General features: G+C 64.4%; 18 protein-coding genes. 12 read left to right on the top strand and 6 right to left on the bottom strand.

Annotation, left to right across the window (positions count from 1 at the left end):
- Positions 1-23: 23 nt before the first annotated feature.
- Positions 24-1,910 (bottom strand): caspase family protein, encoded by a 1,887-nt coding sequence (locus tag AAHE99_RS11370; protein WP_342117313.1) that lies wholly within the window; start codon positions 1,908-1,910, stop codon positions 24-26.
- A 212-nt stretch (positions 1,911-2,122) separates the two neighbouring features.
- Here AAHE99_RS11370 and AAHE99_RS11365 point away from each other — a divergent pair, with 212 nt between their 5' ends.
- The 4 genes from AAHE99_RS11365 to AAHE99_RS11350 are packed head-to-tail and all read left to right on the top strand — an operon-like array spanning position 2,123 to position 6,225.
- Positions 2,123-3,448 carry an autotransporter outer membrane beta-barrel domain-containing protein gene (locus AAHE99_RS11365; protein WP_342117312.1) on the top strand — a complete coding sequence of 442 codons (1,326 nt, stop codon included), beginning with the start codon at positions 2,123-2,125 and terminating at the stop codon, positions 3,446-3,448.
- A 1-nt stretch (position 3,449) separates the two neighbouring features.
- A complete protein-coding gene (locus tag AAHE99_RS11360; RefSeq protein ID WP_342117311.1) occupies positions 3,450-4,250 on the top strand; it encodes an alpha/beta fold hydrolase in 801 nt (266 codons plus the stop codon).
- Positions 4,251-4,306: 56 nt separating this feature from the next.
- A complete protein-coding gene (gene zwf / locus AAHE99_RS11355) occupies positions 4,307-5,770 on the top strand; it encodes a glucose-6-phosphate dehydrogenase (protein ID WP_342117310.1) in 1,464 nt (487 codons plus the stop codon).
- Complete coding sequence (locus tag AAHE99_RS11350) at positions 5,767-6,225, top strand: thermonuclease family protein (RefSeq protein ID WP_342117309.1); 459 nt, start codon at positions 5,767-5,769, stop codon at positions 6,223-6,225. Before zwf ends, AAHE99_RS11350 begins: the two co-directional genes overlap by 4 nt.
- On the opposite strand, the gene AAHE99_RS11345 is transcribed toward AAHE99_RS11350, so the two are convergent.
- Together AAHE99_RS11345 and AAHE99_RS11340 are read right to left on the bottom strand one after the other, a co-directional pair.
- Positions 6,222-8,372: a hybrid sensor histidine kinase/response regulator gene (locus AAHE99_RS11345; protein WP_342117307.1), complete on the bottom strand. Its 2,151-nt coding sequence runs from the start codon at positions 8,370-8,372 to the stop codon at positions 6,222-6,224. The genes AAHE99_RS11350 and AAHE99_RS11345 overlap by 4 nt on opposite strands.
- Positions 8,373-8,375: 3 nt before the next feature.
- Positions 8,376-8,537, bottom strand: coding sequence for a hypothetical protein (locus AAHE99_RS11340; RefSeq protein ID WP_342117305.1), 162 nt, complete (start codon positions 8,535-8,537; stop codon positions 8,376-8,378).
- 72 nt (positions 8,538-8,609) lie between these two features.
- Here AAHE99_RS11340 and AAHE99_RS11335 point away from each other — a divergent pair, with 72 nt between their 5' ends.
- Complete coding sequence (locus tag AAHE99_RS11335; RefSeq protein WP_342117304.1) at positions 8,610-9,140, top strand: DUF4256 domain-containing protein; 531 nt, start codon at positions 8,610-8,612, stop codon at positions 9,138-9,140.
- On the opposite strand, the gene AAHE99_RS11330 is transcribed toward AAHE99_RS11335, so the two are convergent.
- The 3 genes from AAHE99_RS11330 to AAHE99_RS11320 are packed head-to-tail and all read right to left on the bottom strand — an operon-like array spanning position 9,137 to position 11,982.
- Complete coding sequence (locus tag AAHE99_RS11330; protein ID WP_342117302.1) at positions 9,137-9,397, bottom strand: hypothetical protein; 261 nt, start codon at positions 9,395-9,397, stop codon at positions 9,137-9,139. The two genes, AAHE99_RS11335 and AAHE99_RS11330, sit on opposite strands and share 4 nt — an antisense overlap.
- 25 nt (positions 9,398-9,422) lie before the next feature.
- Positions 9,423-11,312, bottom strand: a complete 1,890-nt coding sequence (locus AAHE99_RS11325; protein ID WP_342117301.1) for a glycoside hydrolase family 28 protein — start codon at positions 11,310-11,312, stop codon at positions 9,423-9,425.
- Between the two features lie 10 nt (positions 11,313-11,322).
- Positions 11,323-11,982 carry a FadR/GntR family transcriptional regulator gene (locus AAHE99_RS11320; protein WP_342117300.1) on the bottom strand — a complete coding sequence of 220 codons (660 nt, stop codon included), beginning with the start codon at positions 11,980-11,982 and terminating at the stop codon, positions 11,323-11,325.
- A 174-nt stretch (positions 11,983-12,156) separates the two neighbouring features.
- Here AAHE99_RS11320 and AAHE99_RS11315 point away from each other — a divergent pair, with 174 nt between their 5' ends.
- The 7 genes from AAHE99_RS11315 to AAHE99_RS11285 all read left to right on the top strand — a co-directional run bounded on the left by AAHE99_RS11315 (position 12,157) and on the right by AAHE99_RS11285 (position 24,934).
- Complete coding sequence (locus AAHE99_RS11315; protein WP_342117299.1) at positions 12,157-15,063, top strand: TonB-dependent receptor domain-containing protein; 2,907 nt, start codon at positions 12,157-12,159, stop codon at positions 15,061-15,063.
- 1 nt (position 15,064) lies between these two features.
- Positions 15,065-17,587 (top strand): pectinesterase family protein, encoded by a 2,523-nt coding sequence (locus AAHE99_RS11310; protein WP_342117298.1) that lies wholly within the window; start codon positions 15,065-15,067, stop codon positions 17,585-17,587.
- On the top strand, positions 17,584-19,410 hold the full coding sequence (locus tag AAHE99_RS11305) for a glycoside hydrolase family 28 protein (protein ID WP_342117297.1): 1,827 nt from the start codon (positions 17,584-17,586) through the stop codon (positions 19,408-19,410). The genes AAHE99_RS11310 and AAHE99_RS11305 overlap by 4 nt, the downstream gene beginning before the upstream one ends.
- Positions 19,407-21,122: a DUF5060 domain-containing protein gene (locus AAHE99_RS11300; protein WP_342117296.1), complete on the top strand. Its 1,716-nt coding sequence runs from the start codon at positions 19,407-19,409 to the stop codon at positions 21,120-21,122. Before AAHE99_RS11305 ends, AAHE99_RS11300 begins: the two co-directional genes overlap by 4 nt.
- Before the next feature lie 50 nt (positions 21,123-21,172).
- Positions 21,173-22,264 (top strand): SMP-30/gluconolactonase/LRE family protein, encoded by a 1,092-nt coding sequence (locus tag AAHE99_RS11295; RefSeq protein WP_342117295.1) that lies wholly within the window; start codon positions 21,173-21,175, stop codon positions 22,262-22,264.
- Between the two features lie 146 nt (positions 22,265-22,410).
- Positions 22,411-24,333: a TonB-dependent receptor plug domain-containing protein gene (locus tag AAHE99_RS11290; protein WP_342117293.1), complete on the top strand. Its 1,923-nt coding sequence runs from the start codon at positions 22,411-22,413 to the stop codon at positions 24,331-24,333.
- 109 nt (positions 24,334-24,442) lie between these two features.
- Positions 24,443-24,934, top strand: a complete 492-nt coding sequence (locus AAHE99_RS11285) for a YfiR family protein (protein WP_342117291.1) — start codon at positions 24,443-24,445, stop codon at positions 24,932-24,934.
- Positions 24,935-24,940: the final 6 nt, after the last annotated feature.

Here is a 24,940-nt window from a genome sequence, read left to right as displayed (position 1 = left end):
CTAAGGGCAGCGCGCGGTTGAGCTCACTTGGGCACGAACAGGAAATCGCCGGCGTCGCCGCCGGCGAAGCGGATGGCGCCGTAGGTGGGGCGTTGCTCGAATTTCTGGCGCCGCGCGATGTTGACGACGCGCGCGGATACTTCGCGATACAGGCGCATGCCTTCCAGTACGTCCTTGTTCTGCGATAGCACGTCGATCAGGACCGAAGCGAAGATGGAGTATTTTCCGCCGCCGCCATCCATGACGGGCGCCAGGCCGCCGCTGGTCAGGGCGGTGCGCGAGCGCGATGCGCCGATCTGCTTCAGCCAGTCCAGCCGCGCCTCGTCGCTCAGCCCTGATTCGAGCTGGCCGATGGAGGAACGGGTCAATGCGCCGGAGTAGCAGGAATCGGCCACCACCAGGATATGTTTGGCCGCCATGGCGTTCAGCATTTCCGTCAGGCTGGAGCTGGAGATCCAGTTGGCGTTGCTGGAGGGCTCCGCGTCGATCGGTAGCCAGTTGGCCAGGCCGTTGACCTGGTCGAGCTCACCGTGGCCGGCGTAGTAGATCAGCAAGTTGTCCTCCTCCGTCAGCACGCCGCGCAGCTTATTCATCTCGGTGAGGATCTGGTAGCGCGTGGCGTTCAGCAGCAGCGTGACCTTGAAACCGTAGTTGTCGCGCAGGATGGGCGCCAGGTCCTTGACGTCCGCTTCCGGCGTATCCAGCGGCGGCATCTTGCTGTACTGCTGGTTGCCGATGACCAGCGCGTAGTAGCTGCCTGAGTTCACACCGCTCATTTTTGTCGGTGCGACGGCAGTGGGCGTCGTGCTGTTGGCGTCCGGTTCGAGGAAAAACTGGAGTTGCGAGACCTTGCCGTTGCCGTCGATGGCCAGCAGCGCAACCTTGGTCTTGCCGCTTCCCAGTTCGACCATGGTCTTGAACATGCCATTGTTGTCGACCGTTTGAGCGACATTGTTGGCAGTCAGCGCGATCAGGCCCGCCGGCGCATTCACGCGCCCGGTGATTTCCCATATCCGCACGCCGCTGCGGACCTTGACGGTCATGACATCGCGCGTGACCACAACCTTCGGGTCGATGATCTGGATGGTGGGTGCGCCCGCGCCGCCGGCGGATTTGCGCGGCGGGCCTGCGGTTTCAAGCTTGGCGACTTTGCTCTCCAGCCGGTCGATACTGTCCTTCTGCCGCGCCAGTTCGGCCTCGCGTGCCTTGAGCAGAGTTTCCAGTCGCTGCTTTTCATCGGCGCTGGTGGCTTTCTGCTTTTGTTCGAGCAGGCGCCCGATCTCGCGGTTCGACTTCAAGCGCTGCTCATCGAGCTGGCGGCGCGAGTCTTCCAGTTGTTGCTTGGTACGTTCGAGCTCCTTGCGCAGGGACTCGATGTCGTCGGAGCCTTCTGCGTCCAGGTTGATGGTTCCCGCAATGCCTGTGGCCTTGCGATACAGCTGCAACGCCATCACCGGGTCCTTGGCGACGCCAAGCCCGCGCTCGTAGAGGAAGCCAAGATTGGTCAACGCGCGGCCATAGCCCTGGTCTGCCGCCAGGCGGTACCACTTGGCGGCATTGGCGTAGTCGGGCGCGGCGCCGATGCCCTTCTCATAAATCTCGCCGACGTTGGTGCGCGCCACCTGGTCGCCGGCCTCCGCCTGCGGCAACCAGACCTTGAGCGCGGTGGCGAGGTTGGCGCGGTCGTAGGCCACGTATTCGCCGCCGCGGATGGCGCAGTCGGAAGCAGTGGTCTTGGTGGGACGGCGCGGTGCCAGGTAGGTAATGCCAGTTCCAAGCTGGCGTACTTGCGCGGGGAGTGCGCAATCGACGATCAGCAGCGCATCCGCATCGCGCGCGGTGTCAGCCGGACTCGTTGTGCAAAAAAGAAGTAGTGCTGCCGCCAGCCACCATGTTTTGCTTCGGCTCATAGGCATCCTCCATGCAGATACTTTAGACGCTTCGAGGCTTCGCATGGTGGCTTCTAAAATGCTTCTGTCGGGAAATCGCAAATATCGCAATTCTTTACGCCAGCGTTGAGTTATCACATTGACTGTCAGCACTAAATGTCAAAAGATGTACTGATTACAAGGAGGGAATTCCGATGAATGCCTATCGAATGACATGTTGTGCGTGTGCTGTGATGGCTGCCTTCACAACGAACGTTTCGGCCCAGCAGATATTCGATCCCGGACCATTGCCCGGTAAATTCAACGAACTGCAGCGGCCGGTTGCGGACGGCATCCTCAAGGTCTGCGCCAACCTAGTCGGCACCCTCGGCATCCAGCCGAATCCCGATGGCACGCCGGTGCAGCGGCTGGCCCTCTCATGCAGCAAGATGGTCAGCACGGCGACGGCGGGTGCACCGCCGGGGGCGGGCTTCCTGGACCTCAAGCTGAGCGAAGGCCAGTTGGCCACTGCCATCCAGGCGCTGGCGCCGGTGCAGGCCAATGCGCAAAAGCAGATCGGTACCGAGTCGGTCAAGATGAACGCCATCGGCGCCCGCATGCTTAGCCTGCGCGGCGGAGCGCGCGGCCTGGTGCTTGGCATGAACGGGCAGAGCGTCACCGGCGGCGGCGCGGCTGCCGACGACGTGTTAGGCGGCAAGACGGGTGGCTTTATCAACGTCTCCTACAACTGGGGCACCATCGACAAGACCACGCTGCAGGATGGTTATAAGCAGCACAGCTACAACATCCTGGCCGGCGCCGACTACCGCACCAGCGATTCCTTCGTGGTTGGCGGCGCTATCAGCTATAGCGACACGTCCGCGAAATACGAGCTTGGACTGGGCCGCGTGGAAGCCAAGACGACCGGCGCAATCGGCTACGCCACCTATTATCGCGACGACTGGTATGTTGACGGCCTGGTTTCGTACAGCGACGTTGATTACGATTCCCGGCGCAATATCAATATCCCGTCGAACAACACGGCGGTAGTGCCGGGCATCTTCACCGTGGCGACCTCCAGCCCGAAGGGCGACCAATGGTCGGCCGCACTCGGGATGGGCAAGGATATCCGCTCGGACAGCTACACCATCACGCCCAGCGCGCGCCTCAATTACATCCACGTGCGCAACAAGGCGTTCTCGGAAAGCGAGCCGGTGGCGGGCCTGGGGCTGGTCGTCAACGCGCGCACAATCGAGTCGTTGCAGTCGGCGCTGGGCGCGAAGATAGGCACCACGGTCAATACTTCGTCGGCCGTGCTGGCGCCTTACTTCAGCGCGCAGTGGATGCATGAGTTCAAGGACGGCAGCCCGGCGCTCACTTCGCGCTATGTCAATGACCCGAACGGCATCCGCTTTACGATTGCGACTGCCAACCCGACCCGCAACTTCGCCATCCTGGCGATCGGCACCAGCATGACAATGCCGAACTACGTCTCCGGGTTTGCCCAGTTCAGCACTGCGGCCGGCTTGAAGGACGAGACGGGATACGCCGTCACGGCCGGCCTGCGCATGCAGTTCTGAGGTGCGCATAGGGCGCCTGGCCGGTTTGGCGCTGGCGGCCGCACTGGCCGCCTGTGCCACGCCGGCCGAACGCTTTGAGCGGCGCGCGGCGGCGCTGGGGTTTGCGTCGATGCAGCTGCAAGGGCAGGGCTTCGAGCACCGCGCCTATGCCGCGCAGGCGGGCAGGGCAGGCGGCACCCTGCATGTCTACGTCGAACATGACGGCACACCGTGGTCCAGCATCGACCGCGTCGCCGCCGACCCGACGCCGCGCACGGCCTATGCCCTCGAGCTGATGGCGAAGGACTCGGGGCCGCGCCTGTTCCTTGGGCGGCCATGCTACTTCCAGCTGCAAACGGCGCCGGAGTGCGGGCCGCTGCAATGGACCCATGAACGCTATTCGCCGCAAGTGGTGGGCAGCATGGTGGCAGCGCTGCGCCGCTACCTGGCAGCGCAGCCGCATCGCCATGTCGTCCTGGTCGGCTACAGCGGCGGCGGCACCCTGGCGTGGCTGATGGCGGCACAGATGCCGGAGGCGACAGGTGTCGTGACCATCGCCGCCAACCTCGATATCGATAGCTGGACGCGGCTGCATGGCTACAGCGCCCTGGCCGGCTCGCTCAACCCGGCAACTGCGCCGGCGCTGCCGCCAGGCGTCGCCCAGCGCCATTACGCGGGCGGGCGCGATGCCAACGTGCCGCCGGCCGTTTTGCGCTCGTTCGCGCTGCGCCACCCGCGCGCCAGCGTGGTCGAAATTGCCGAATTCGACCACACCTGCTGCTGGCTCGAACGCTGGCCCGGGCTGCTTCCTGCCGAAAAATGAGACTTTGGGTATTATTAGGGTTCTGACTTGCTACCCTGACTGCACTTAGCCTCGACATGACATCCAATACCCAAGCCGAAACCGGTCTCCCACTCGACATGATCATCTTTGGCGGGGTGGGCGACCTGGCCATGCGCAAGCTGCTGCCGGCGCTGTATATGGCGCACCTGCACGGCAACCTGCCGCCTGCGACCCGCATCATTTCCACCGGCCGCCAGGAATTCGACCGCGCAGCCTACCTGGCCTTTGTCGAGGAGCACTCGCGCGACTTCATCGCCGCCGCCAACTTCACCACCGAAGCCTGGAACAGCTTCCTGCAGCTGCTGGAATTCGTGCGGATCGACGTGCAGCAGGACAGCGCGGAAGCGCTGGCAAAAGTATCCCGCCCGGGTGCCGAGCGCGTGTTCTACCTGGCCACCGCGCCGTCGCTGTTTACCACCATCTGCGACAAGCTGGCCGCCGCCGGCCTGGTTGACCGCAATGCACGCGTGGTGCTGGAAAAGCCGCTGGGCCGCGACCTGGCGTCGGCGGTGGAAATCAACGAAGCGGTCGGCAAGCATTTCGAGGAATCGCAGATCTACCGTATCGACCATTACCTGGGCAAGGAAACCGTGCAGAACCTGATGGTGCTGCGCTTCGGTAATTCGATCCTGGAACCGCTGTGGCGTGCGCCGAATATCACCAGCGTGCAGATCACCGTGGCGGAAGAAGTGGGCGTCGGCAGCCGCGCCGGTTTCTACGACAGCGCCGGCGCCATGCGCGACATGGTGCAGAACCACCTGCTGCAATTGCTGTGCATCGTGGCGATGGAGCCGCCGGCCTCGCTGGCGCCGGACGCGGTGCGCGACGAAAAGCTTAAGGTGCTGCGCTCGCTGCGCCGTTTCAGCCTGGCCAGCATCGCGCGCGACACCGTGCGCGGCCAGTACGTACGCGGCGTCAGCGGCAACCAGGAAGTACCAGGCTATCTGGAAGAAAAGAATGTACCGGCCGACAGCAGCACCGAAACCTTCGTGGCGCTGCGCACCTATGTCGACACCTGGCGCTGGTCCAAGGTGCCGTTCTACCTGCGCACCGGCAAGCGCATGCAGCGCCGCTCGTCCAAGATCGTGATCGAGTTCGCCAATCCGCCGTTCCCGCTGTTCCCGGAAAATCCGGCCGGCGTGGCCAACCGCCTGGTGATCGAGCTGCAGCCGGAAGAAGCCATCAAGCTGCAGCTGATGGCCAAGCAGCCAGGCAGCGGCATGCAGATGCAGCAGGTGGCGCTAAACCTCGACCTGCAGTCCGCCTTCCCGCAGCGCCGCGCCGAAGCGTACGAGCGCCTGCTGATCGACGTGGTGCGCGGCCGCCTGACGCACTTCATGCGCCGCGACGAGCTGGAAGCGGCATGGGAGTGGGCCGAGCCGATCATCAATGGCTGGGAAGAACTGGCTGAGAAACCGAATACCTACGCGGCCGGCACCTGGGGCCCGTCGGAGTCGTTTGCGCTGCTGGCGCGGGATGGATTCAGCTGGGTTGAATGAAGAAATTGGTCTTGGCCCTGGCGCTGGCCTGCACCAACGCGTCTGCGGCAACGGTAATTGGGGTTTCTGATGGCGACACGCTGACGGTGCTGAACAAGGGCCGTCCGCTCAAAGTCCGCCTGGCCAACATCGATGCGCCGGAGAAGGCGCAGCCTTACGGCGCACGGTCGAAGCAAGCGCTCTCCGAGTTATGCTTTGGCCGCAACGCCACCCTGGATGGCGCAAAGAAGGACCGCTACGGCCGCACCGTGGCGGTAGTGCATTGCGACGCCATCAACGCCAATGTGGCGCAGGTGCGCAATGGCATGGCCTGGGTCTACACGCAGTACAACCACGACGCCGCTTTGCCGGCCATCGAGGCGATGGCGCGCTTTGCGCGGGTGGGCCTGTGGTCCGAGCGGCGCCCGCAGGAGCCGTGGCTGTTCAGGAAAGAGCGCAAGTCCAGAAATTCCTAGGCGCTGTGTTCCACGCGCAAGTGGCCGTAAGCCAGCAGCTCGCACAGGCGCTCGATGGGTATCGGCTTCACGAAATGGTAGTCGAAACCGGCTTGGAAAGCCTGGCTCACTTCGGAGGTCTGGCCGAAACCGGTAATGGCGATCAGCATGCGCCGCTCGCCGGATGCGCGCAGGCGCCGCGCGAGTTCGTAACCGTCCATGTCGGGCAGGCCGATGTTAAGCAGCCAGGCATCCGGCTGGTGGTGCGCGGAATAGGCGATTGCGTCGCGTGCGGTATGGACCACCGCCACCTCGTGTCCTGCGGTGCGCAGCAGGGTTGCCAGCATTTCCGCGGCGTCGGTATTGTCATCCGCCAGTAGCAGGGACCTGGCGGCTGGGATGCAGGGCGCGTTGGCGACGGGTGGTCGCGGGGATGGCGGGGCGCCACCGGCTTTGACGCGCGGCAGGCTCAAAGTCAGGGCGCAGCCTTTATCCAGACCATCGCTCGCCGCGTGGACGGTGCCGCCCTGGAGCTCGGTCAGCTTCCTGACCAGGGCGAGGCCAATGCCCACGCCGGATTGGGCTGGCAGCAGCTGGTGGCCAGCTTGCGAAAACATGTCGAAAGCCTGCTCCAGGAATTCTGGCGTCATGCCGATGCCGTTGTCGCTGACCGTGATCCTGATTTCCTCCTCCAGCACATCTATGCGCACCTCGATGCGGCCATGCTCGGGCGTGTATTTTGCGGCGTTGTTCAACAGGTTCGCCAGGATTTGCAGCAGCCGCCGTTTATCCGCCTTCACGATGGCCGGCTCCGGGCTGCACTGCACGGTGAGCGTATGGTGGCGCGCTTCGAGCAAGGGATGCGCCTGTTCCGCCGCCATGGCCACGTAATGCTTCGCGTCCAGTTCGGCCAGTTCGAGCGTGACCAGGCCGCGGCTCACGCGCGATATGTCGAGCAGGTCGTCGAGCAGTTCGGTCATATGGGCGACCTGGCGGGCCAGGACAGCGCTGGTGTGCTGGATTGCTTGATTGTCGGCGAATGCGATGCGCAATAATTCGGCCGCCGCCGAAATTGGCGCCAGCGGGTTGCGCATTTCGTGCGCCAGCACGGTCAGGAAGTCGTCCTTGCGCTTGTGCGCCTGGCGCAGTTCCTCTTCCGCAGCGACGCGGTCGCTGACATCCATCAGCGCCACCACCGCGCCGCGTGGCTTGCCGGCTTCGTCGCGGATGGGGGCGGCCGAGGTCAGGATGGATTTGCGTTGCGGCGGATCGTCGAACGTCTCGATCTCGACCAGTTCGCGCGCCAGTTCCTCGCCGCGCACGGCGCGCGCCAGCGGCCATTCCTCCGGCGCCAGCAATTGGCCCGCGCGTGGCGTGCCGCGCGCAAACCAGCCTTTCCACTCGCCGTATTCCTCAACCGTCTTCGACATGGGCAGGACGCGGCCCCAAATGCGGCGGATCTCCTCGTTGACACGGGTGATGGCGCCGTCCTGGTCGGCCACGCCGATCGCTACCGGCGCCACCTCGAGGATGGTGTTTAGCAGCGCTTCATTCTCCTTTTGCGCAGTAATATCGCGCGACAGCATGCCAATCAGCGTGCCCGGTGCCCCGATCGGGAACAGGTCGTGGTCGAACCAGCGGCCTACGCAGCTAAGCTTGCGCTGGCGATGCAGCGCCTGGCCGGATTTGGCAACCTCGCTGATGTCCTCGATCCATTCTTCTTCCACGGGTGGAAAGACTGCGCGCACACTGCGGCCGGTCGGGTCCGTGACGCCCATATGGCGCTCGAATGCAGGATTGGCTTCAAGATAGCGGAAATCGATAATCGAGCCGTCGGCGGCACGCATCGGTTCGAGCACGCTGAATGCCTGGTCGGTCGAGCTGAACAAGGCGTGGTAGGTCTGCTGGACTGTGATGTCGCTGCAAATTGCGAGCACGCCATGGACCTTCTGTTCGTCTTCAATGGGGCTCAGGCTGTAATCTTCATGCCACACGGCGCCGTGGCCCAGCATGACTTCCGCGATTTCCGGCCCGATGACCTCCGGCGGTCCTCCCCAGCAGCCAAAACCCGGCTGCCCGAGTGCCTGCGGGTCGCAGCCTGGGCCGTGGGATTTCCGGAACGCATCGTTGTAAAACTGCAGCAGATGCGGTCCCCACCAGATGAACATCGCCTAGCGCGAAGTCAGCATCAGACGCATGGCGATCTTCAGTGCGGATGGCCAGTGTTCAGCCTGGCCAAGCGGAGTCCCCCGCCAGTCGTGATGTCGGATCAGTTCCCCCATTTCGCCGCCGCCGGCGAGGAAATGCGGGGTGTAATTTTGTTCTGATCCCAATTGTTTCTCCGATTGCATGCCCCGTTTCACAATCTAGCAGAAATGTTCCTTCAGCGGTGCTACCATCGCCGGATGGAGAAAATCGTCGAAGTACTCAGGCAGCGTTTTGGGGACAATATGCAGCGGCATGCCGGCGTGGACTGGGCGCAGGTCCAGGCGCGGCTAGTGGCACACGGCGGCAAGCTGGCCGTGCTGGAGGAAATGGAGCGAACCGGTGGCGAGCCCGATGTGGTCGGCGTCGATGCCGCCAGCGGCGAGATCATTTTCTGCGACTGCGCACCGGAGAGCCCAACTGGCCGCCGCAGCCTGTGCTTCGACCAGGCGGCGCTCGATGCGCGCAGGGAAAACAAACCAGCCGGCAGCGCGGCAGCAATGGCGGCGGCAATGGGCGTGGAGCTGCTCAGCGAGGAACAGTACCGCTACTTGCAAACGCTGGGTGAATTCGACCGGAAAACTTCAAGCTGGGTCCTGACGCCGGCCGCGATCCGCAAACTGGGCGGCGCATTGTTTTGCGACCGCCGCTACGGCCAGGTATTTGTCTACCACAACGGGGCAGAATCGTATTACGCGGCGCGCGGCTTTCGCGGCCTGTTGAGGGTTTAAGGCGCTACAGTGCCGCGCCAGGCGAGGATGAACTCCTCGGCAAGTGAGTGGCCTTCGATCATGGCCGAGCGTGGGTTGGAAAACAGCGGCGTCATTTGCTCTGCCTCGCAGTTGGACGGCTTTGCCGCGCCGAAACGCTGCCAGGAGAGGTGGGCACGGAAACCGGTGCCATGGTTGACTACCCTTACCTTATACGTGTAGCCGTCCACGGAGGCGACGCTATCCGCCTCCGGATCTGCCGGGACTAATTCCTTCACGGTGTCCCTCCTTCAATCCCTATAGTTAGGACTTCATTATCGCATCCAACCGCCGGCCAGCAACTATTACATTTTGAAGTGTCAAATCCGCCACACTATGCAGCCAGATGGGCTGGACAGCATTGAGCGGGGTGCCGAAATCGCAGTTACTGACGGTTACCCGGCGCACCGGCAGGATCGGCGGCGCAGGCTGCGGGCCGTTGTAGTCGCTCGCCACCGGGCCGAGGATGGCGATGGCCTGGTAGCAGGAGCCGACGTCGCCGTCCTTGTTCACATTGCCCACCGTGACATTCTCGATGTGGACATCGGAAACTTCCGGCGGCCGGGTACGCACGCTGTCGGCAGTGGGCGCGTAATCGCAATCGAACGATATGACCGCACCGGCTGCCGTGGCCAGGCCCTTGGTCTCGATAGGGGAGCCGGGCAGCAGGGCATAGTGCGAAGGCGTGAGCTGGACGCCGTTCGGCACTTTCACGTCCTTCACGTAGAAGTGGCGCAGGAAGCCGCCACGGTTCATATTGGTTTTCAGGCGGATCGCGATATTCAGCGGATCGGTGGCCCAGTGCGCGTTCTCGAACACCAGGTTGCGCGCATAGACGTGTTCAATGCCGCCCGCCATTTCGGAGCCAAGCGTGACGGCGCCATGGCCGCTGTGCATGGTGCAGCCCTGGATCACGATATTGCGCGTCGGGCCGTACTGGATGTCGCGGTTCTTGCCGGCCTTGATGGCGATGCAGTCGTCGCCGGAGTCGAACACGCAGTCCTCCACCAGCACGTGGTCGCAGGCTTCCGGGTCAAAGCCGTCGCTGTTCGGGCCCCGGCTCTCGGCGTGTACCTTGCGGATCACCAGGTTGCGGCAGTTGACCGGGTGGTGCTGCCAGAATGGGGTGTTCTGCACGTGGTAGCCCTGCAGCAGCACATTGCTGCAGTTGATGAAATGGATCATCGGCGGACGCAGGTAGTGGCCCTTGCCGAAGACGCGCTGCTCCACCGGCACGCCGGCCTCGGACAGGGCCGGCAAGTAGCGTTCGTCGGCGCGCCACTTATCGCCTTCGCCTTCGATCAGTTTGCGCTGGGCAGCGCTGAGGCCGGGCGCCATTTCGCTGAGCGGTTTGTTCAGCGGGTTCGGCACGACCTGCGTCGGCTGGCCTTCCTTGTAGCCGGGTGCGGTGGTTTGCGACACGGCGTTCATGGTGCGGTTGCGGCCTTTCCACGACCACCAGCAGTCGCCGGCTTCGTTGAAGGCGACGCCGCCCTGGCCATCGAGTTTGCTGCTCCAGTCTTCGCCGGTCAGCGCAATATTGCGGGCGTTGAGGGCGTAGACCATCGGCGAGTAGTTCAGGCAGTCGTTGCTTTGCCAGCGCGAGAGCGTGAGCTTGCCCTTGGCGCCGCAATCGAAGTCGCCGCGGCGGGCGTAGTCGTCGGGGTATTGCGAGAACAGGATGTGGGCGCCGGCTTTCAGGTGCACGTGGACGTTGGAGCGCAGCACAATCGGTCCGGCGCAGTACCAGTGGCCTTTCGGGATCACCACGCGGCCGCCGCCCGCTGCGGCGCAGGCTTCGATCGCGGCGCGGAAGGCGCCATAGCAGTCGTGTGCGTTGTCGGCTTGGGTTGGGACCAGCTCCTGGTCGTCGTGGGTGACCCAGGCTTTGACTTGCTTAGTCCCGCAGGGCTGCGCACCGAAATCCGTCACCAGGAAGTCGCGTTTGGGGAAGCTGACCGGGGCGCGCAGTTTGGCGACGATGGCGTCGGCGCGGCGCCAGGCAGCGCGCCGGGCAGCTGCGGCCTGGCTGGCGGATGCGGTGCGGCTGCTGCCGGCCGCGGCATGCGCGGCGGCTGCGAGCCATTGCGGGGCGAGAAGGGCGGCGGCGCCGGCTTGCAGCAGGCTGCGGCGGCGCAGAAGTGGCTTATTCAAACAGTGTCTCCTATGACGAGAAAGTTCGTGTCACGCGCCCCAGGTGCGTGCGCATGGCCTTGCGCGCCGCTGGCGCATCGTGGCTGGCAATCGCCTGCAATATGGCACGGTGGTCGCTGAGGGTTTCCTTGCGCAGCTCCTCGGTCTGGAAATGCTCCTTCAGACGGTGCCAGAGATGTCCGCGCTGGTCCCAAAGAAAATTCATCACTCCCACCAGTGCGCTGTTGCCGGTGGCATTGGCGATGGCCATGTGGAAGTTGCGGTCGGCCTGCTCGTTGGTGGCTACGTCGTCATGGTCGCGTTCCATGGCCTCCACCGCGACCAGGATAGCGTCGATCGCGCGGTCGGTCGCCACCTGCGCCGCAATGGCCGCGATCTCGCATTCGATTACGCGGCGCGCCGACAGCACTTCGAACGGGCCGGGCCCAGCTTCGGGCAGGGCATGCGATGCGGCGGGACGCTCGCTGATATAGACGCCCGAATTGCTGCGCACCTCCACCACTCCGGTCAGTTCCAGTGCAATCAATCCCTCGCGCAGGGAAGCCCGGCTCACTTCCAGCCTAGTTGAAAGTTCGCGTTCCGACGGCAGGCGGTCGCCGCTAACATAGCCGTCGGCGGCGATCATCGCCTGGATCTTCTCCGCCACCTGTTTATATAGCCTTGTCTCCATGTGTGCAATTCTAAAGTGGTCAGGCCAAAACAACAATCTGGACTGGCCAGAAGTAGCTTTTTTGCCGCAAAGTCCATTTTTCGCTTGTGAAATTGGCCTAACCACTTTAGTCTGTGGTTATACCAAAATCGAAAATCGATCAAACCAATTTGATCGCACATATGGAGGAGACTCATGAATTACGTCGCAGGCCCCCAAACCAAGCGCGCCGTGCTGGCTACTTCCGTGGCACTGGCTGTGCTGCAAATGGCAAACCAGGCCGCCGCCCAAACCGCACCGGCCGCCGAGCCCATGTCATCGGTCGTGGTGACCGGCTCCCTGATCCGCCGTGTGGCGAATGAAGGCGCCACCCCGCTGGTGACCATGAAGGCCGCCGAACTCGAAGCGCGCGGCCACACCGAACTGAAAGACCTGGTGCTGGAGATGCCGCAATCGCTGGGCCTTGGCACCAACTCCGGCGCGGCCGGCCCAATGGTCAACCTGCGCGGTCTCGGTCCTATGCGTACCCTGACCCTGCTGAACGGCCGCCGCATGGCCAATGAGCCGCTGCAGGACCAGTATGTCTCCGTGAACGTGATCCCGCGCATGGCGCTGGACCGTGTGGAAACCCTGAACGGCGGCGCCGCTTCCACTTACGGCGCCGACGCGATCGGCGGCGTGCAGAACTTCCTGACCAAGCGCGGCTACCAGGGCGCGGCTGTGAAAGTGGAGTACGCGCCGACCGAAGACGGCGGCGGCGATTCCAAGAGCATTGGCGCCATCTTCGGCGCCGGCAACCTGAAAGAAGACGGATGGAACGCCTACATCGCCATCGACCACCAGAAGAAGAATGCGCTGTACCAGAGCGACCGTCCGGAGCAGCACGATCCGGCCGTCCTGCGCACCCTGGGCCTGGGCATCACGCCTGATGCGCGCAACCCGAACCCGATCGCCAATTTCGGCTTCGCCCGCAACGCCAACTCGAACTACAACCCGGCCTTTGCCACGGGCTGCGCGGCGCCGTACTCGATGCCGACCCTGGGCAACAACAGTACCGCCGCCACCCCGGTCTATGCCCCTGGCTGCGCGCGCAACCCTCTGTTCTGGACCCAGGTTTCCGATGGCAGCGAGATCACCACCGTCAGCGGCCGCGCCAGCATGAACCTGTCCGGCGGCCATAAGCTGGACCTGGACGTCCTGCATAGCAACTTCACCGTGGTCAAGCCGCGCGGCATGCAGGTGCCTGGTACCGCCAACCCGTTCACCACTTATTCGCTGGCATCGACTTCCAAATACTATCCAGGCAAGGGCATCACCCCGGCCGTCAAGGTAGTGGGCAGCAATACCGGCAGCAACACGCCGACCATGTACATCGACCCGACCAAGACCCCGGGCACGGTCAGCGACCTGAATATGAACAACCGGACCGTCTACTTCCAGTGGGGGCCTGCCGAACTTGGCCCGGCTTACCGTAACGACGAACAGACCAACGACCGCATCGTGCTGACCGCAGAAGGCGAGGTAATGGGCTGGGATTACCGTGCCGGCTTGAACTACGGCGAATCCAAGCGCGATACCCGCGCCGGCGAAGGCTACGTGTTGTACACCAAGGTGCAGGAAGGCTTCGACAAGGGCATCCTGAACCCGTTCGGCCTGCAGGACGCGGCCGGCGTCGAATATCTGAAGAGCATCCAGGCCGAGGACTACACTTACCGCCTGAACAAGGCCTTCAACCAGAGCGTGGACGTGACCGTGTCGAAAGGCCTGTGGGAACTGCCGGGCGGCCCGCTCACCCTGGCGTTCGCAGCTGAACTGCGCCGCGATGGCGCCCAGACTTTCAACGCGCCGCTGGACTACGTGCTGAAGAAAGCTGACGGCAGCTACAACATCGATGCCTCCGGCAACGTGGTGCAGACCGACCTGGTGGGCGAAACCCCGCAGGGCGTAGCGAAGAAGATCCACCGCACCATCGCATCGCTGCTGATGGAAGCGGAAGCGCCGATCACCGACACCTTCCTGTTGAACGGTGCGGTACGTGCCGACCGCTATGGCGACCTGAAGGAAACCACCATCAATCCTAAGCTGGCCGCCCGCTGGCAGCCGATGCCTCAGCTGGTGGTGCGCGGCAACGTGAACACCGGCTTCCGCGCGCCGTCGATCATGGACATCCAGAACTCGACCCCGGAAGTGCGTACCCAGCTGATGGACGACCCGGTACTGTGCCCAAGCTCGCAGCCGCTGGTGCCGGCAACCGGCACGCCAAAGACCGGCTTTGCATACGACCAGGTCTGCAACGTGACCACCGCCTACTGGACCAAGTCGCCGAACAACGACTTCCTGAAGCCGGAAAAGTCGCGCGGCTTCTCCTTCGGCTTCGCGCTGGAACCGCTCAAGGACCTGTCGTTCACGGTCGATTATTGGGGCCTGAAACTGCGTGACGTGCTGGGCGCCGTGACCATTGCGGAAATCCAGCAGAATCCGGCCAAGTACGAAGTGAACTTCGTGCGCAAGGCGGACGGCACCATCGACCACATCGTGGCCAGCCAGGCGAACCGCGGGCAGACCCGTATCCGCGGCCTGGACCTGTCGGCCAGCTACCGCTTCCCGAAGACCGCTATCGGCACCTTCGACGCGAAGCTGGACGGCACCTACATGGACAAGTACGAGTTCCAGTCCGAGAAGGATGGCGCATGGCTGAAGAACGTCGGCATCATCACCAACGATGGCCGCTACGGCGGTGCAGGTCCGAACTCCGGCCTGGCCGGCATGCCGCAGGTGAACCCGCGCTGGAAGCACACTGCCGCGGTCACCTACACCAACGGCGTCTGGGCTGCCACGCTGTCGCAGCGCTATAACACCGGCTTCAAGGACCTGACCCCGCGTGCCGGTTCCACCCTGACCGAGGTGGAAGCCTACAAGCAGTACAACCTGAACGTGCGCTACACCGGCATCAAGGGTGCGACCATCAGTTTCGGCGTGAACAACCTGACCGAGGAATGGCCACCACTGACCGCCAACACGATCTACAGTGGTGGCTACCTGACTTCGCTGGCAGATATGATGGGCCGTGTGTATCGCTTCCAGGTGGAGTATAAGTTCTAAGATGTTGCTGCATCGGCTGCTGCTGGCTTGCGTCCTGCTGTTGCCGGCAGCGGCGCAAGCGGGTGCCTGCGCCGGCGGCGCGGCCTGGTGTCGTGGACAGCCCTGGATCGTCACGCCGCCGGCAGCGCAAGCTGTCGCCGGCGAGCCGCGCCAGACGGCCCACGGCGAGGACGTCCCCGGCGGCGCCATTCCGGCGACCGGCGCCCCCAGCGGCAGCGTGGCGCTGGTATCGGCGGCGGAAGCCGCAACCGCCACAGCAGGCGCCTATTTTGTCGAAGCGCGCTTTCGCCCCATGCCTGGCGCGGTGGGGCAGGGCTATGCCATCGTGCGCTACGCCGATGACCGCAACTGGCTCGGCTTCGGTCTGGACGTCGTTTCAGGCGGTGGCCGGGTCGCGGTCAACATCGTGCGCATGGTCGACGGCCAACCCAAATTCCTGAAACAAGTCCGCACCGAACCATCCCAGGGCAACGCCTTCTACACCATCCGCCTCGACGTGGACGGCGCAGCGTTGACCGCTTACCTGAATGGCGCCCGCCTGATCGGCGTCAACGAACCCAATCCGCTCCCGCCGCGCATCGGCGTCCTCGCGCAAGGCGGCACGTTTGAAATCGACGGCCTGCGCGCCGGCGACATCACGCAACCGCCAACCAGCATCGGCCTGGTGCACCGTCACCGCCAGCTCACCCTTCAAGCCGGCGAGGCCGCGCAGCGCTATGAAGTGCGCGCCATGTCCCGCGTCGGCCTGAGCACCCTGCGTTTCAGCGCAGCCGCCAGCGACCCTGGCGTGGCCGCCGTCAGCGTGGAGGGCCACGCGCTTGTGCTGGCGCCGCGCGCCGAGGGCACATCCGCAGTCACCCTCACCGCCGCCGACGACCCTAATATCGCCGTCACGCTGGCCGTCCGCGTCGGCCCAGCATTCGCCACCTCCACGCGCCGCTACCCGCTGCCACGCCCCACCGCGCAGCCCGCAGCCCCCGCCGCCCCCGCGCCCGCCGCCTCCACACTCAGCGACCCGCTGGCGCGCACCATGGACCCGGCAGCCCCCCCCGCTGCCAGCGCTGTGCAGGCGACAACCCGCGCCGGCCCCGCATCCGCCGCCACCACTGCCTCCGCTCGCCGCGACCCGCCGGCGCATGCCGCTTTGCAGCCGGGCCCGCGCGAACGCGACGTCCCGCCAGACACCCGTCTGCAAGTCCACTTCGACAGCGCGCCCACCATCAGCGCCAACGGTTCCATCCGCATCGTGCGCGCCGCCGACGGCAAGACCGTCGACATCATCCGCCCCGGCATGGAGCTCGACGAAATCGGCGCCACGCCAGACGGCATCAAGCGGGTGGTGCGCTACCAGGCCATCACCGCCGACGGCGCCACCGTCACCATCCGCCCGCATGACGGCAAACTAGCCTACGGCACGGATTACTACATCCTGCTCGACGGTAACATCTTCAGCGGCGCCAAGCTGGCAGGCCAACAGTTCGACGGCATCGGCAAGCGTGCCGGCTGGACCTTCCGCACGCGCGACCGCGCTCCGCAAGCCACATCGCTGCGCGTCGCCCCGGCCGGCAAGGCCGACTTCCGCACCGTGCAAGGCGCCCTGAACCACGTGATGCAGCGGATTCCGCGCGCGCAGCCGGTCACGGTCACGCTGGCCAACGGCCGCCACGAAGGCCTGCTTTACCTGCGCGGCAAAGATAACTTGACCCTGCGCGGAGAATCACGCAGTGGCGCCGTCATCGCTGCCGAAAACAGCGACGGCGTGAACCCCGGCAGCGGCGCCGGACAAAGCCCGCTGGCTCCCGGCGCCGGCGGTGGCCGCTCCGTGTTCCTGGTGGAAGACGCCGACCTGCTGCGCCTCGACACGCTGACCCTCGTCAACACCACCATGCGCAGCAAGACCATCGGCGCCCAGGCCGAAGCGCTGTACTTCAACAGCGAAGGACGCCTGATCGCCAGCCAGGTCGACTTCTTCAGCGAGCAGGACACCATCCAGGTCAAAGGCTACGCCTGGTTCTATCGCAGCCTGGTAGCAGGCAATGTCGACTTCATCTGGGGCTACAACCGCGCCGCCCTGTTCGAGGAATCCGAAATCCGCTCCGTCGGCGACAGCGCCAATCCAGCCAGCGGCGGCTACCTGGTTCAGGCCCGCACCGTGGCGGAGGACGACCCCGGCTTTGTGTTCCTGAACAGCCATCTGACCCACGGACCCGGCCCGGCCGGCAACGACGTCCCAGCCGGCGCGACTTACCTGGCGCGCCCCGGCGTGGTGACGGCCTGGGACAATGTCCGCTACATCAATTGCCGCATCGGCCCGCACATCAACCCCAAAGGCTGGAGCGAGCAGCCGCGCGGCGGCAAGGGCTGGGAGGAGGCGGGCAGCACCGGCCTGTCCGGCGAACCCATTGAGCTGTCCGCACGGCGCGGCGGCCGTGTGCTTCCCGCCGCCGAAGCAGCGCGCTACGATAGCCGCGCCAAAGTATTCTCGCAGTATGACAATGGAAAAGGATGGAATCCGCAGCCATGAATAAAGAATTCAAGCACTCCCCACGCCGCCGTACGCTGTTGAAAGGCGCCGCCTCCATGGGCGCATTGGCCGCCGCTGGCGCTCCCGCGTTCGCGGCCGCCGCCGGCGTAGCCGACCCTTGGGCGCGCGCGCAGGAAATCCAGCGCCGCTTCGCTACGCCGCTCGCCTTCCCGAAGCGCGACTTCCCGATCACCGCATTTGGCGCCAAGCCATGCAAGCTGGTGAAAGTGCAAGGCTACCCGACCATCCGCAAGAAAGGTGAACTGGAAACGCAGGCCCCCGGCTCGCACGACAGCCATCCCGCCTTGCGCGCCGCGATCGAGGCCGCCCACAAGGCCGGCGGCGGCCGCGTCGTCATCCCGGCCGGTAACTGGTACCTGAAAGGCCCGATCACGCTGCTGTCCAACGTCCATGTGCATTTGCAGGCTGGCGCGCAGGTCCTGTTCAGCGCCAACCCGAACGACTACGCCCGCGACGGCGATTACGATTGCGGCAAGAGCGGCAAACTGGTGCTGTCGCGCTGGCAGGGCAACGACTGCCTGAACTTCAGCCCCCTGGTCTATGCGCGCGGCCAGAAGAACATCGCCATCACCGGCGAGGACTGGACCAGTATCCTGAACGGCCAGGCCGGCGTGCCGTTTGAAGACGGCGGCGGCAGCTGCTGGTGGGGCATGAATCCGAAAGCCGCCTTGCCCGGCGCCGTGCACCAGGGCGTGCCCAACCCTGCCAATCCAGCTTCGCTGGCGGAAGTGGCGCCGCAGCTGGACGCCGCCACGCGCGCACGCATCCAGGGTGAGGGCGAACGCTGGCGCAGCGACGAGCGTTACTTGCCAGCGCTGTCCGAAGCGGGCATCCCGCCGGAGAAGCGTATCTTCGGCCTGGGCCACACGCTGCGGCCATGCATGGTGGAATTCGTCGACTGCACCGATGTGCTGATGCAGGGCTACCTGGTCATCAACACGCCGATGTGGATCCACCATCCGGTCAATTCGCGCAATGTGCATATCAACAAAGTGCGCATGGATAGCATTGGACCGAACTCGGATGGCGTTGATCCGGAATCCTGCGACATGGTGCTGGTGAATGGCTGCGAGTTCAATACCGGCGATGACTGCATCGCCATCAAGTCCGGCAAGAACCGCGACACGCAATACGGTCCGACCCGCGATATGCTGATCCAGAACTGCGTCATGAACAGCGGTCATGGCGGCATTACGCTGGGTAGCGAGATGTCGGGTGGTATCGAACATGTCTACGCGCAGAATATCGAGTTCCGTAATGCGCACTGGGCCAGCGATCCGCTATGGACGGCGATTCGCTTGAAGAGCAATATGAATCGTGGCGGCTATTTGCGGCATCTTTATGTGCGCGATATCACGCTGCCGAATGGCGTGCAGACCACGCCGCGGCCTTATAAGCCGCTGCCAGGCACCATGCCGGCGGGGGCCAAGGCGCCATCGACAGGTGGCGGTGCGGTGCTGACCATCGACTGCGACTATGCGCCGTCGGATGATAGCGTGCGTACGCGGCCGCCGGAGGTGTCGAATGTGCACATTTCGCGTGTGCGGGCCAGTAATGTCAATGGGCCGGATGGCGCGTTTTCGTGCAACCAGATCATGGTGGTCTTGGGGCCGGTGGCGGCGGCTTTCAACGGTGTTGCCGGCACGCCGGTGCTGCCTTTGTCCGATATCTCCATCACGGACGCGGATTTCGGCACGCCGCGCAATGCGGAGGAGCCGTGGTTTGTCTATAACGTGAAGCGCCTCAAGCTGACTAACGTGCGCATCGCCGGGAAGACGATCAACACGGAGCTCAACGCATGATGCGCGCGCTGGCCGCACTGTTCGCAGCGCAGTTAGCCACGCTGGCCCTCGCGGCCGATGCACACGGCCAAACGCCGGCGGCTGCAGCGACGGTGCCCTCAGCGGGCCAGGCGGCACCATGGACGCAACTGCCAGCACTGACGCGGGCGGGCGCGCCGACACAGGCGCAGGCGGGGGAACAGGCGGCGGGCGCGGCGGGGGCGGCGACGCTGGGCGGCAGCGTGGTCGAGCGCTGGGGTACGATGGAGGTGGCGCTGGCCGGGCCGCGCGGGGGCAATCCCTTCATGGAGGTGGAGCTGTCAGCCACCTTCCGCCAGGGCGCGCGGGCGGTTGTGGTGGACGGCTTCTACGACGGCGAAGGCCAGTACAAGTTACGCTTCATGCCCGACGCCATCGGCGAATGGGAATACGAAACCCGCAGCAACCGCGCCGCGTTGAACGGCAAGCGCGGCAAGTTCACCGTCACGGCAGCGCGGGAAGGCAACCACGGCCCCGTGCAAGTAAAGGGCATCCACCACTTCGCCTACGCCGACGGCACGCCGTTCTGGCAAGTCGGCACCACCAGCTACGGCTGGACCCACCAGCCCGAAGCCACCGAACGCCAAACACTCGCCACGCTGACCGCCGGCCCATTCAACAAGCTGCGCATGCTGGTATTCCCCAACCAGGACGTCAAGCACCAGCCACCGCGCTTCCCGTTCGCGGGCACGCCCCCCAAGGGCTGGGACTTCACCCGATTTAACCCGGAATTCTTCCGCCACCTCGAACAGCGCGTGGCAGACCTGCGCGCGCTCGGCATCGAGGCTGACCTGATCCTGTTCCACCCTTACGACAAAGGCTACTGGGGCTTCGACCAGATGCCGCCCATGGTGAACGAACGCTACCTGCGCTACGTGGTCGCCCGCCTGGCCGCCTACCGCAACGTCTGGTGGTCGATGGCCAACGAATTCGACTACCTCACGAAAAAGCAGATGCCCGAATGGGACCGCTACTTCGAGATTGTGCAAGCGCGCGACCCCTACCAGCACCTGCGCTCCATCCACAACGCCATGGTGCTGTACAACCACACCAAGCCCTGGGTCACCCACGTCAGCGTACAAAGCGGCGCCATCACCGAAGACTTCGAGCGCGCCGTCCTGTTCCGCGACGTCTATATGAAGCCCGTGGTCTACGATGAAGTGAAATACGAAGGCAATATAGAGCGCCGCTGGGGCCAGCTGTCAGGGCAGGAGATGGTGCTGCGCTTCTGGATGGGCGCCATCGCCGGAACCTATGTCGGCCACAGCGAAATCTTCAAGGACCCCGGCGATATGTCCTGGCTGGGCAAGGGCGGCACCCTGCGCGGCGACAGCCCGCCACGCCTGGCCTTCTTCCGCAAGATCCTGCAAGCCAGCCCACAAGAAGGATTGGAACCGATCGACAAATGGCAAGAGCATCCCTTCGCCGGCAAGCCGGGCCATTACTACCTCGGCTACTTTGGCCGCCAGGCGCCCGCCAGCTGGCCTTTCGTCCTCGCCAAGCCAGGCCTGGCCGACGGCATGAAATTCAAGGCCGAAGCGATCGACACCTGGAACATGACCATCACCCCGGTCGATGGCGTTTTCGAAATCCGCAAGCGCGACAACTACAGCTTCGCCGACAAGGATGGCCGCAGCATCGCGCTGCCCGCGCGCCCCTATATGGCCCTGCGTATCACAAAGGTTCTCGACTAAAGTTGGCTTTTGAATAAAAATGGCGGCTGTCTTCATTGCGGGAGGTGTGATTGGACAGTTCCATTGGATATAAAGTGACGGCAGGTTTCGGCCTGACCCTGGCCGCCGTCGTCGGCTACCTGCTCTTATGGCCGGTACCGGCCGAACCGGTAGCTTGGACGCCGCAAGCCGCACCAGGCTACGTCGGTCCCCACCAGCCCAACACCCGGCTGGCCGGCTTGCAGAAGATCGACATCGGCGCCGAGCATGGTCCCGAGCACCTGGCCATGGGCCCGGATGGCAAGCTGTATGCCGCCGTCACCGGTGGCAAGATCCTGCGCATGGCGCCAGATGGCAGCCAGCGTGAAGTCTTTGCCAGCACCGGCGGCCGTGTACTGGGCTTCGATTTCGACGCCAGCGGACGCCTGATCGCCGCCGATGCGATGAAAGGCCTGCTGGCCATCGCGCCGGACGGCAAGACCACTGTACTCGCTGCACAGGTGGGGCAGGGCGATCCAATCCTGTACGCGGACGGTGTGGTGGTAGCGCAGGACGGCACGATCTACTTCACCGACGCCTCGACCCGCTTCGCACCCGCGCAATGGGGCGGCACGTTCGAAGCCAGCGTGCTCGATATCCTGGAACAGTCGGCCACTGGCCGTGTGCTGGCCTATGACCCGGCCAGCGGCAAGACGCGCGTGCTGGCCAGCGGCCTGTCTTTCGCCAACGGCATCGCCCTATCGTCCGACGGCCAGACGCTGTTCGTCAACGAGACTGGCCGCTACCGCATCTGGAAGATCGATGCCCGCAGCGGTAAGCGCGAAATCCTGTTCGACAACCTGCCGGGCTATCCCGATAACCTGATGCGCGGCCGCGATGGCAAGATCTGGGTCGGCCTGGTCAAGCCGCGCAATCCCACCATCGACAAGCTGGCGGAAAAGCCCTTCATGCGCAAGCTGACCCTGCGCCTGCCGCGCGCACTGTGGCCGGTGCCGAAAGCCTACGGCCACGTATTTGCCTTCAGCGAAGACGGCAAGGTGGTGGCCGACCTGCAGGACCCGTCGGGCGCCTACCCGGAAACCACGGCCGTGCTGGAAACCCCGGACCGGCTTTACATCCAGAGTTTGCATGCAGGCTTCATCGGGTGGATGAATCGGCCTTAAGGCGAAGCTTGCATGGCGATTGCCTAGTGCGGGGCGCGGGGCGGGATGTGTAGGACAACTCCTATGTCGTTGCCAAATTACACAACCGTAAGCCGCACAGGGAAGAGTTGTGTTTATAATTCCCTACGACAATTCGCCTACAAGCCATGAACAAGACCTCCTCGCCCTTGTTGTTGCTGGCCGCACTGTCACTCGCGCCTGCCACGCGTGCTTCAGCTATGGCGGACGGCGATATCGCCGACCTCTCGCTGGAGCAGCTCAACGAAATCGTCATCACCTCAGTCTCAAGGCATGAGGAAAAACTGAGTAATGCCGCCGCCTCGGTTTTCATCATCAGCGCCATCGATATCCGCCGCAGCGGCGTGCGCAGCCTGCCCGAAGCGCTGCGCCTGGCGCCCAACCTGGAAATTGCGCGCGTCGATGCGCGCAACTACGCCATCACCGCGCGCGGCTTCAACAGCCCGTTTGCCAACAAGCTGCTGGTGCTGATCGACGGCCGCAGCGTCTATTCGCCGTTCTTCTCCGCCGTGTTCTGGGACGCCCAGGGCGTGGTGATGGAAGATATCGAGCGCATCGAAGTCATCAGCGGCCCCGGTTCCACCTTGTGGGGCGTGAACGCGGTGAACGGCGTGATCAACATCATCACGCGGCATGCCAAGGACAGCCAGGGCACGCTGCTGTCGATAGCCGGCTCGCACCGCGAGGGCGATGCCAGCGTGCGTTTCGGCGGCCGCCTGCCGCAGGGCGGCACCTACCGTGTGTATGCCCAGGCCATGGCCTTGGAAGATACCGACGCCGCCTCCGGCGCCAACACCTTCACCGGCATGCAGCGCCGCCAGGCCGGCTTCCGTGCCGACTGGGACGCACTGCGCGGTGGCCTGACCGTATCGGGCGATGTGTACCAGGGCGATATGGGACAAACCAATACGCGCGACATCCGCATCTCCGGCGCCAACCTGGTGACGCGCTATACGCGCCAGCTGTCCGACGACATGGGCCTGCGCCTGCAGCTGAACCTGGACCACACCGAACGCAACCAGCCAATGAATTACGTGGACCGCCTGGACACGGTGGAACTGGAAGGCCAGCACGACATCCGCCTTGGCAGCCACAAGCTGTCGTGGGGCGGCGGCTACCGCTACTCGCGCGACGACAATACGCCCGGCCCGAGCTTCGGCTTCTGGCCCTACCGGCGCAATATGCATTGGGGCAGCCTGTTCGCGCAGGATGAAATCACGCTGGCGCCGGGGCTGCGCGCGACCGGCGGCCTGAAGGTCGAGCACAATACCTACACCGGGTCCGAGCTGCTGCCAACGCTGCGTGTGGCGTGGAGTCCGGACAGCCGGCAAACCCTGTGGAGCGCGATGTCGCGCACGGTTCGCGCACCGGCGCGCACCGACCGCGACTTCGTGGCGCCGCCCAAGCCCATCGTCATTGCCGGCGTGCCGCGCTTCGTCATCGGCACCAGCCCGGACTTCGAATCCGAGGTGGCCAATGTGCTGGAGCTGGGTTACCGCGCCCAGCCGGCGCAGAACTGGTCCTATTCCGTCACCGCCTGGTTTGCCGACTACAACAAGCTGCGCACGCTGGAGCCGAATTCCATCGCGGGGCCGTATCGCGGCAACATTGAATTCCGCAACCTGGCCGAGGGCCGCACTCGCGGCATCGAATTCTGGGCGCGCTGGCAACCGGCCCTGCGTTGGCGCCTGAACGCCGGCCTGGTGGTGCAGGATATCGACATCAAGCGCGACCCGGCCAGCAAGGATGTCTCTTCCGGCGGCCTGGTGATTAACGACCCCAGCAGCTACTGGCAGCTGCGCTCCTCGCACGAGCTGAGCGACCGCATGCAGCTGGACTGGACCTTGCGCTACAGCGGCAGCCTGCCCAAGCCCTATGTGCCGTCCTACCATGAGCTGGACGTCAACTGGGTGTGGAAAGTGCGCCCCAATATCGAAGTGGCGCTGGCCGGGCAGAACCTGCTGCATGCGCGCCACACCGAGCACGGCGCACTGCCCGGGCGCAGTGAATTCGAGCGGCGCGCGGTCCTTAAGCTGACCATGCGATACTAACAGGATGGTAAGCGCCAGCCTTACATCATTCGCCCTTGTGCCAGGGTTTGCCAAGGGCTGGAAGACTCGCCTCCTGCTGTTGGCGATGCTTCTGTTCGCCCTTAGCTGTATGGCGACCGGCTCCCAGCTCGGCGGCCCAACGCCCGTGCTGGAGCGCAGCGTCAAGGCGGCCTTCCTGTATAAATTCCTCGGTTACATGGAGTTTCCGTCCGATCCCGGCCCGACCCTGGTGGTGGGTGTGCTGGGCGCGGACGAGCTGGCGGCGGAACTGGTCCAGATCACCAGCGGCCGCAACGTCGGCAACCGCGCGATCAGCGTGCGCAACCTGCGCGACGGCGATTCGCTGGCCGGCCTGCACGTGTTGTTCGTCGGCGCAGACGCCGCTCAGCCAGGCTCAGCGCTGCGTGCGGCGGAGAAGAACGGCACTGTCACCGTCACCGAGCAGGACGATGGCCTGCAAACGGGCAGCGTCATCAATTTCCGGGTGGTCGACCAGCGCGTACGATTCGAAGTGTCGCTGCCGGCCGCCGAGCGCTGTAACGTGCGGCTGAGTTCGCGGCTGCTGTCCGTCGCCTACCATGTGCAGAAAGGCGGGCAGTGATGTTAG

The organism is Pseudoduganella sp. OTU4001, assembly GCF_038440195.1.
Classification (GTDB): Bacteria; Pseudomonadota; Gammaproteobacteria; order Burkholderiales; family Burkholderiaceae_D; genus Rugamonas.
This window is presented reverse-complemented; position numbering and strand designations above follow the sequence as displayed.

Bases quoted from the DNA above. Each gene is read 5' to 3' on its own strand.
- AAHE99_RS11370 (WP_342117313.1), bottom strand. From the start codon at position 1,910: ATGAGCCGAAGCAAAACATGGTGGCTGGCGGCAGCACTACTTCTTTTT.
- AAHE99_RS11365 (WP_342117312.1), top strand. From the start codon at position 2,123: ATGGCTGCCTTCACAACGAACGTTTCGGCCCAGCAGATATTCGATCCC.
- zwf (WP_342117310.1), top strand. From the start codon at position 4,307: ATGACATCCAATACCCAAGCCGAAACCGGTCTCCCACTCGACATGATC.
- AAHE99_RS11350 (WP_342117309.1), top strand. From the start codon at position 5,767: ATGAAGAAATTGGTCTTGGCCCTGGCGCTGGCCTGCACCAACGCGTCT.
- AAHE99_RS11345 (WP_342117307.1), bottom strand. From the start codon at position 8,372: ATGTTCATCTGGTGGGGACCGCATCTGCTGCAGTTTTACAACGATGCG.
- AAHE99_RS11335 (WP_342117304.1), top strand. From the start codon at position 8,610: ATGGAGAAAATCGTCGAAGTACTCAGGCAGCGTTTTGGGGACAATATG.
- AAHE99_RS11320 (WP_342117300.1), bottom strand. From the start codon at position 11,982: ATGGAGACAAGGCTATATAAACAGGTGGCGGAGAAGATCCAGGCGATG.
- AAHE99_RS11315 (WP_342117299.1), top strand. From the start codon at position 12,157: ATGAATTACGTCGCAGGCCCCCAAACCAAGCGCGCCGTGCTGGCTACT.
- AAHE99_RS11310 (WP_342117298.1), top strand. From the start codon at position 15,065: ATGTTGCTGCATCGGCTGCTGCTGGCTTGCGTCCTGCTGTTGCCGGCA.
- AAHE99_RS11305 (WP_342117297.1), top strand. From the start codon at position 17,584: ATGAATAAAGAATTCAAGCACTCCCCACGCCGCCGTACGCTGTTGAAA.
- AAHE99_RS11300 (WP_342117296.1), top strand. From the start codon at position 19,407: ATGATGCGCGCGCTGGCCGCACTGTTCGCAGCGCAGTTAGCCACGCTG.
- AAHE99_RS11290 (WP_342117293.1), top strand. From the start codon at position 22,411: ATGAACAAGACCTCCTCGCCCTTGTTGTTGCTGGCCGCACTGTCACTC.
- AAHE99_RS11285 (WP_342117291.1), top strand. From the start codon at position 24,443: ATGGCGACCGGCTCCCAGCTCGGCGGCCCAACGCCCGTGCTGGAGCGC.